The following is an 8,901-nucleotide window of genomic DNA, read 5'->3' as shown; positions in this document are numbered from 1 at the left end:
CAGCCGGCCGTAGGCCGCGAACATCGAACCCACCACCCCAGCAGGAAACAGGTCCTCCACCACGTCCCAGGAGGCCAGCAGGTCGCCCTCCTCCTCGACCACATGGTGGTCGATCGCGACCTGCGGGGTCTGGGTGATGGCGTGGACGGTGCGGCCGAGCCAAGCGAGTGGCGAGCGCCCGCCCAGCACCTGGTGGCCCAGCGTGCTGGTGAACACTGCGGTGGCGGGCGTGATGTCCGGGCGGTGGCGGCGCAGCTCGCGCATGACCCGCACGCCGCTCATCGCGGCATGGTCCAGGTCTTCCGCCAGGCGCTTCTGCAGGGCGGCGGCCCGTTCGGCGAAGCTGGCGGGCGTGGTGTCCACCTCCAGCAGGATCGTCGAGGTGAAGTCGCCGACCACGTTCGCCATGCCGGGTGGGGCGGCGAAGGTGGTGAGGACGATCAGGAAGCCCGGCTGCCGGGAAAAGGCGGCCAGGATGTCGCCATAGGCGGTGGCGAGCAGGGCAGACGGCGTGATGCCGCGCTGCCGGGCGGCTTCCTTCAGGCCCGTCCAAGTCTTGGCGGGGATGCGGTGGGTGTGGCGGGTGAAGCGGGGCGGGCCATCCAGCTTGCGGTGCGGCAGGTCGGGCCCGCCCGGCAGGGTCGGCAGGCGCTCCTGCCAGTAGGCTTCCGCGGCACCGGCACCGCGGCGGGCCAGCGCCCGGCAGTGCTGGGCGAAGCTCGCCTCCGGTGCCGGCAGCGCCGCGCCAGGGTCTCGGGCGAGCGCGCCCCACTCCTGGAACAGCTGCACCAGGCTCACCGCGTCGGCGATCAGCAGGTCGACGCCGACATGGAGGCGGACCCGGTCGTCCAGCAAGGTCGCGCGGATGTCGAACAGCGGCCAGCCGGACGGGTCGAACACGTGGTGCGAGCGCTCGGCGCGGATCGAGTCCAGCTTCCGGGCGGCCTCGGGGTCGCCGCGCAGGTCGGTGACCTCGATCCTGTAGTGGGGCACCTCCGGCAGGACCTGCTGCCGGTCGCCGGTGAACACCGCGCGCAGCATCGGGTGGCGGCGGACCAGAAGGTTCCAGGCCTCCTCCAGCCGGGCGAGGTCGTAGCTCTCCGCCTCGAACTCGCGATAGGCATGGCAGCCGACCCGGCCCAGCTCCAGTTCGGCGGCGCGGCCCACCAGATAGGCTTGCTGGATGTCGGTGAGCGGGAAGCTGCCGCCATCCGCCTCGGCGGCTTCGCCCTTCAGCCAGGCCAGGATCTCGCCCTTGCGCAGGCGCAGTGCCTCGCGGTCGTGCTCGGCGAGCGCCCCTTTCGGCGCACGCATGGTCAGCGCCTCGCCGTCCACCGCCAGCTCGACGCCGCGGCGCTCCAGGTCGCGAACGAGGTCGGCGATACTCATAGGGTCAGCACCTCCACCTCGTCGTCGGCCGTTTCGGCCAGCCGCCGGTCGAGCCCGGCCAGATCGATGCCGGACAGGATGTCGGCCAGCTGCAGGCTGGCGCCGAACCGCCGGTTCAGCCGGTTGCGCAGATCGACCGCCATCAGGGAGTCCAGCCCGTAGGCGGTGAGCGGCCGGTCCGGCTCGACCGGGCGGCCGAGGACCCGGGCGACGATCGACGCCAGGTCGTCGCCGGACGCCTCCTGCGCCGGGACCTCGGCCAGGTAGCGTTGGAGGAGCGGCGGCGGGTCGGCGGCCGCCAGGAGTGCCCGGTCGAACGCGGCCAGCACGATCCTGGCCTCGGGCCGCGCGATCGCCGCGTCCAGCGCGGCCAGCGCCTGGGCCACCGGCATGGACCGGATGCCGCGCCGGTCGATGCGCGCCTGCTGTGCCAAGCTCAGTGTGGCGGCCATGCCCTCGCCTTCCCAGCGCCCCCAGTCGATGACCTTCGCCGGCTGACCCTGGGCCTCACGGAACGCGGCGAACGCATCGAGCGCGGCATTGGCGGCGGCATAGGCGGACTGACCGGCAGCGCCGATGAAGCTCGCGATCGAGCCGAACAGGAGGAAGTGGCGGACCGGGTGGCGCTGGCTCAGCGCATGGAGGGCGAAGGCGCCGGTGAGCTTCGGCGCCAGCACCGCGTCCAGCCGCTCCGGGGTCAGCTCGTCCAGGAGCGCATCGCCGCGCAGGCCGGCGGCATGGATGATCGCACCCAGCGGCGGCAGGCCTTCCAGGGCGTCCGCCATGACGGCCGCGGCATCGGCGGCCGCGGCATCCAGGGCGAGCGGGATGACCGGGACAGGCATGGGCGGCAACGGCGCCGGGTGCCGTCCGACCAGGACCAGTGCGGTTGCGCCGCGCGCGATCGCCCAGCCGGCCATCGCCCGGCCGATGCCACCGAACCCGCCGGTGATCAGGACGGTGCCGGACAGGTCTGCGGGCGGTGCCACCGGTACCGGCAGCTTCACCAGGCGCGGGCGCTCGCGCCCGGCAGCGGTGAGGCGGATCCAGGGCTCGCCGTCCGGGCGGGCGGCCTCGGCGGCGATGGCGTCGTCCGTGACCTCGCCCACCGCCTCGATGCAGCGCAGGTCGAGCTCCGGCCGCTCCTGGCGCAGCGCGCTGGCGAGGCCCACCGCGGCCCCGGCAGCCGGGTCGGTCGCGGTCGAACGGATGACCAGGCAGACGCGCGGCGGCGATGGCAGTGCCGCCAGCCGGCGCAGTTCCCCGAGCGCTGCCGCCGGCGTCAGGCCGGCCTCGCCCACCCGCACCAGCGTGGCCGGCCGGGCCGCCGGGAGGGTCGGCTCGGGTGCGGCCTCCCAGGCGATGCCGGCCAGCCAGTCCGCCGGGGCGGCCACGGCCACCTCCCGCACCTGCATGGCTTCCACCAGGGCGACCGGGCGGCCGGCGGATTCCAGGACGATGTCGATGGCGGGCTCGTCGCCGCCGGCCCGGCGCGTGGCGGTGGCGCGCAGCGGGCCGCCGGCAGTACCCAGCAGGCTGACCCGGCCGATGCCCACGGGCAAGAGGGTCGCCTCGCCGTCCAGCGTGCCGCCGGCCACCTGCAGGGCCGCGTCGAGCAGGGCCGGATGGAGCGGCACGCCTTCCTGGCGCAGGCCGTCCGGGCGCTCCAGCCTGGCTTCGGACCGGCCGCCTTCCCGCTCCATGCGCTGGATCGCCTGGAAGGCCGGGCCGATGGTGATGCCCCGCCCGGCCAGCGCGTTACGCCAGGCCTCGCGGGAAAGGGTCGTGCCGGCAGTCGGGCTTGCCACCTGTGGGGTCGCGGCGATGGCGCTGGCGGTGGCCCGGGCATGGGTGATCCAGCTGGCACCGCCGCGGCTCGTGACCGTGATCTCGCCATCGGGCGTGGCCAGGGTGACGAGGCGCACCGGGCCGTCCAGCACGACCGGGTCGATGAAGCGGATGTCGGCCAAATGCGGCCGGTCCGGTGGTGCCGCCGCGGCCATCAGCGTCAGGAGCACGGCACCCGGAACGACGACCCGGTTGCCGACCTGGTGGTCGGCCAGCCACGGCAGCCGGACCAGGTCGAGCACGGTCTCGAGCTGGCGGTCGGCGGACGGGCTGTTGATGAAGCGGCCCGGCAAGGCTGCGGGTGCCGGCAGCGCCCGGCTGCGGCGGGCGGGGAAGGCCTGGCCCTGCAGCGGGGTGAGCGGCAGCGCCACCTTGCGGCCGGGCTGCGGGCCGATCTCGGGATGGCCGCCCTGGCGGGGCACGGCGGTGGCGAGCTCGTCGGGATGGCCGACGCAGATCCACCAGGGCAGCTTGGCGCGGCCGGCGGCGGCGCTGTGGCAGAGGTCGCGGAAACTGTCCGGTGCCTGGGCCAGCCTTTCACGGTAGGCGGCGACCAGTTCCTGGAGTGCCTGCGGCGTGTGCGCCGAGATCAGGAGCTGTGGCCGGTGGTTCTCCGGGATCCCGGGTTCGTTTCGCACAATCGGTGCTGGTGCCACCACGAGATGGGCGTTGGTGCCGCTGAAGCCGAAGCTGCTCACGCCCACGGCGCGCAGCGGCACCGGTGCCGGGCTGCCGGGAACGCGCAGGTCGGCCCCCTCCAGCTCGATATGCGGGTTCAGGCGGCGGCAATGGAGGGAGGGCGGTACGGTGCCGTGCTCGGCCATCAGCACGGCCTTGATCAGCCCGGCAATGCCGGCCCCGGCGGCGAGATGGCCGACATTGCCCTTCAGGGAACCGACCCAGAGCGGGCGGTCGCGCTCGCCAAAGACCCTGGCCAGTGCGTGCATCTCGACCGGGTCACCAAGGCCCGTGCCGGTGCCGTGCGCCTCGATCGCGTCGACGGCGGCGGGGTCCAGCCCGGCATCGGCGAGGGCCGCGCGGATGACCGCCTCCTGGGCACGGCCGGACGGTGCGGTCAGGCCGGCGGAGCGGCCGTCCTGGTTCACGGCGGCGCCCTGGATGATGGCGCGGATCCGGTCGCCGGCCGCCTCGGCGTCGCCCAGGCGCTTCAGCACTACTACGCCGCAGCCCTCGCCCTGGCCGAACCCGTCGGCCCCCTCGCCGAACGGCTTGCAGCGGCCGTCCGGGGCCAGCATCCGCGCCCGGCTGAGGGCCACCGGCACGTGCGGCTCGAGCAGGAGGTGGGCCCCGCCCACGATCGCGACGTCACACTCGCCGCGGCGCAGGCTTTCCACCGCGAGCTGGGCCGCGACCAGCGAGGAGGAGCAGGCAGTGTCGACCACCAGGGCCGGGCCGGTCAGGCCCAGCACGAAGGCGAGCCGGCCGGCGGCGACGCTCGCCACGGCGCCGGACAGCATGTGCGGGTCGACGGCTTCCGGGTCGGCCAGGGCCGAGAGCAGGTGGTCGGTGCTGTTCAGGCCGAGGAACACAGCCACCGGCCGGCGCTGCAGGCGGTCGGGCGCCAAGCCGGCATCCTCCAGCGCATGCCAGGCGACCTCCAGGAGCAGGCGCTGCTGGAGGTCCATGGAGACGGACTCGGCCGGCGAGATACCGAACAGCTCGGCGTCGAACCGGTCGATCCCGTCGAGGAACGCTGCCTGGCGGTAGCCGATCCGGCCGGGCGCATCCGGGTCCGGGTCGTGCCAGGCCTGTCCGTCCCAGCGGTCCGCCGGCACCGGGCCCACCGAATCGACGCCATCCAGGAGGTTGCGCCAGAAGCCGTCCAGGTCCGAAGCACCCGGCATCCGGCAGGCCATGCCGGTCACGGCGACTGGCGTACCGCGCCGGGACCCGGGGCGCTGGGATTCCAGCTGCTGGACCTTGGCGCGCAGCGCCGCGATCGCCCGGATCGATTCCTTCAGACGATCGTTGAGCGAATCGTTCATCCGGCCGTCCCGTCGAGATGGCGCCCTGCCGCCAGCAGTTCCTGTTCCAGGAGGGCTGCCAGCTCGTCCGTGCCCAGGTCGTCGAAGCCGTCACCCGCCGCCTCGGGCGGCCGGATCAGGGCGGAGAGCGGGCCGGCGGCGAGGAAGCCGGCCAGCTCGCGGCAGGTCGGGCAGTCGAACACCAGGGTCGCGGGCAGCTTGGTGCCGGCGAGTGCGGCCAGGGCGTTGCGTAGCTCGACGGTCATCAGCGAATCCAGGCCCAGCTCGCGCAGCGGTGCGTCGGCCGGCACCGCGTCCATGCCGGGCAGGCCCAGGATCCGTGCCGCCTGGCTGCGGACCTCGATTAGGAGGGCGTCGAAGCGATGCTCCGGCGGCAGGCCGGCGAAGTCCCGGGCCGCGACCGCGGCCGGGACTGCGGCGGATGCCGTGGCCGGCGCCGCGGCTGCCGTGCCCGCGGCAATGGCGGGATGGACCAGGTCGAACAAGGGCGGCGGCTGGCCGCCGAACCTTGCACAGAAGGTGGCCCAGTCGACGTCCATGATGCCGAGTGCGGGATCGCTGCCGGCCATGGCGCGGCGCAGGGCACGGGCGGCGGCTGCGGGCGGCATCGGGCGCAGGCCGCGCCGGGCGACCTCGTCGCCTACCCTGGCCGCCGCACCGACCTCGCCCCAGGCACCCCAGGCGATGCTCAGGCCGGGCAGGCCCTCGGCACGGCGCCGCTCGGCCAGGGCATCCAGGAAGGCGTTGGCGGCGGCGTGGTTGGCCTGGCCGGCCGAGCCCAGCAGGGCAGCCGAGGAGGAGAACAGGACGAAATGGTCGAGCGGCAGGCCGCGGCTCAGCCGGTCGAGCAGGTCGGCACCGGTCACCTTGGGGGCCAGCACCCGGTCGATCCGCTCGCCGCGCTGGCCGTCCAGGACCGCGTCGTCGAGCACGCCCGCGACATGGAAGATCCCGCGCAGCGGCGGGTCCAGGATCGCGAGCCGGCGCATCAGCGCCTCGACCTCGGCCGCATCGCCGGCATCGCAGCACATCGGGGTGACCTTCGCCCCCTCGATCTCGACCTCGCGCAGGGTGGGGCCGGCCAGGACCAGGTGGCGGGCACCGGCCGCGGCCAGTTCCCGGGCTACCTGCCGGCCGACGCCGCCGAGCCCGCCCATGATCAGGTAGGAGGCATCGTCGCGCAGCGTCACGGGCTCCGCCGGCATCGGCATGCCCGTCAGGCGCAGCGCGTGCAGCTCGCCCCGGCGCAGGGCCAGCCTGGTCTCGGCCGGATCCTGCCCGACAATGGCGCGGGCGCGATCCGGGTCGTCGCAGTCCAGTACAGTGACCCGGAGCTCCGGATGCTCCAGCGCCAGGCTGTTGGCGATGCCCAGCACGGCCGCCTGGGCCGGGACCGTGGCCTCGCCCGGCAGCACGGAGCGGGCCTGGCGCGTCACCAGCCAGAGCCGCGGCGGCACCGGCAGGGCGACGGCCTGGCGGGCGAGGTCCAGGACCGCCGCCACCAAGCCCGGCACCTCGCCGGCCTCCCGCACCTGCAGGGCGCGGTCGTCGATGACGTCGGTGGCGCCGGCAAGATCTTCGCCAGCCGTCCGGATGACGCGGCGGTCGCTGCGGCGGGCGAGATAGACCACCAGCCCCGATGCGGCGGCCGTGGCTTCGGTGCCGGCATCGACGGCATCGGCGGCAAAGCCGGCCTCGGCCAGGAGACGCAGCCAGGCAGGCGGCGGCAGGAGCGCGTAGTCCGGCCGCAGGTCATGGTCGGCAAAGCGCCACATGCCCTCGGTCAGGCCGAAGGTCAGGTCGCCCCAGAGCATGGGCCGGCCGTTCTCGACCAGGAGCAGGGCGCCGCCCGGGCGCAGCAGCTCCCGGATGCGGGCCAGGGTCTGGCGGAGGTTGGCGGTGGCATGGACGACGTTGGCGGCGACCACGATGTCGAACCGGCCGGGCTCGATCCCCTGCCCGGCCAGCGGGCGCTCCAGGTCGAAGGGCTGGCCGTCCAGGCCGAAGCGGCGCGTGCCGGCGGTGACGAAGGCCGGGGAAACGTCGGTGAACAGATAGCGGTCGCCCGGGCGCAGGCGGTCCAGCAAGGCGGCGGTGGTGCCGCCGGTGCCGGCGCCCACCTCGATCACCTGGGCCGGGCCACGCCCGGCCAGGAGCTCAGCGAACGCTTCCGCCGCGACCGCATTGGCGGCACGGGTGAAGGGCGAGTCCCGGTAGAGCTCGGTCGCGGCGGCGAGGTCGCCGCCCGGGAACAGCAGTTCCAGCGGGTCCCGGCGCCCCTCGATCACCGCGCGCAGGGCCGGACCGCAGCGCAGGAGCAGCTTCGCCTCGGGCAGGTCGGGGGGTGTCGGCCCATCGGCCGGCGGTGCGCCAGCACTCGCCATGAGATGGGCATGGAGGGCACGGTAGGCCGGTGCCGGCGTGGCGGTGGCGAGATCGGCCTCGGCGACGAACCGACGGGCCAAGCCCTCCAGTGCCGCGGCGGCCGCTACCTGCTCGTCGAGGACCGCGCGCTGCTGCGCGGCCAGCTGCGTCACCCGGCGCAGGCGCCATTCGGCGCGGTAGAACCAGGCGGCTTCCGGGACCGGCTGCAGGGTCACGCGGGCATTCGGTGCCTGCAGGATCGCCTCGTTGGCCGCGAGCAGCAGCTCCGGGCGGGTGGCCGGCTCGTGATGTGCGGTCAGGATCAGGTAGCGCATCAGGCCGCGGCGCAGGGCCTGGCCGATATTGTGGTTGGACAGGAGGTGGCGGCGGGTCAGCTCGGAAAAGCCGTAGCGGGCGACCAGAAGGTCGACCTCCTCCGCGAAGCCCGGGTCGTCCAGGAAGTTGGCGACCTCGGCGCTGGTGTCGGTGCAGCCGGTGATGCGCAGGCGCTGGCCGGCGAACAGCTCGGCCCAGTCGCGGGCGGTGGGGGTGAAGGAGGCGGTGTCGAGTGCCGCGATCCGGTCGCCGGTCGCGACGAAGTCCGCCATCACCATGCTGCCGCCTGGATTCAGATGGCTGCCGATGTTGCGGAACAGGGCGGCCTTGTCCTGGATCAGGCCCGCGACCTCGAAGCCGAAGATCAGGTCGAACCGGCCGGGGAACGGGTCCTGCGCGCTGTCGCCATGGTGGATGTGAACCCGCCCCTCCAGGCCCCGGGCGGCGGCGCGCGCACGGCCGACCGCGACCTGGCGCGCCGAGATGGTGAAACCGTGCAGCTCCAGATGCGGCGCCCGCCCGGCCAAGGTGATCAGGTCGGCCCCGTGGCCGCAGCCGAAGTCGAGGACGCGGCGCAGGGCACCGAGGTCCAAGGACTGGAAGGCCAGCTCCTTGATGGCGCGCTGCGAGCTGGTCAGGAGCTCGTGGTGCCGGCCGGCGGCGGCGCCCTCGAACAGGACCCGGATCCAGGAGAAGCCGGGCTCGGGCGCATCCAGGAGGCCGAAGGTCAGGTGGCCGTCCACCGGCCCGTCCGCCTGCTCCTGATAGGTCCGGGCGAGCTCGGCCAGCTGGTCGTAGAAGCCCCAGACCTTCTCTTCGCCGACCTCGTCCGCCGGGCGCGCAGGCGGCGTGGCCGGCTCGGCACGAGTCAGGGTCGGGTCGTCCAGCCAATAGCTCTGTCGCTCGAACGGGTAGTGGGGTGCGGGGGTGGTGGGCAGCTCGAACGGCTGGTCGATCG

The 8,901-nt window shown here is 74.3% G+C and carries 3 protein-coding genes; all 3 read right to left on the bottom strand.

Translation table 11 applies throughout. The annotated features are described in order from the left end of the window. A partial coding sequence (locus HLA95_RS26050; protein ID WP_255592275.1) for a condensation domain-containing protein occupies positions 1 to 1,389 on the bottom strand: 1,389 nt, incomplete at its 3' end. Next, entirely contained in the window at positions 1,386 to 5,243 is a 3,858-nt protein-coding gene (locus HLA95_RS26045; RefSeq protein WP_222184997.1) for a type I polyketide synthase, read from the bottom strand. The genes HLA95_RS26050 and HLA95_RS26045, both read right to left, overlap by 4 nt. Beyond that, the coding region (locus HLA95_RS26040; protein WP_222184995.1) for an SDR family NAD(P)-dependent oxidoreductase at positions 5,240 to 8,901 on the bottom strand (3,662 nt) is incomplete at its 5' end. The genes HLA95_RS26040 and HLA95_RS26045, both read right to left, overlap by 4 nt.

Origin of the sequence: Geminicoccus harenae, from assembly GCF_019800005.1 — a bacterium.
GTDB classification, from domain to species: Bacteria; Pseudomonadota; Alphaproteobacteria; order Geminicoccales; family Geminicoccaceae; genus Geminicoccus; species Geminicoccus harenae.
Note: the sequence above shows the minus strand (reverse complement) of the source record. Positions and strands in the feature narration are given on the sequence as shown.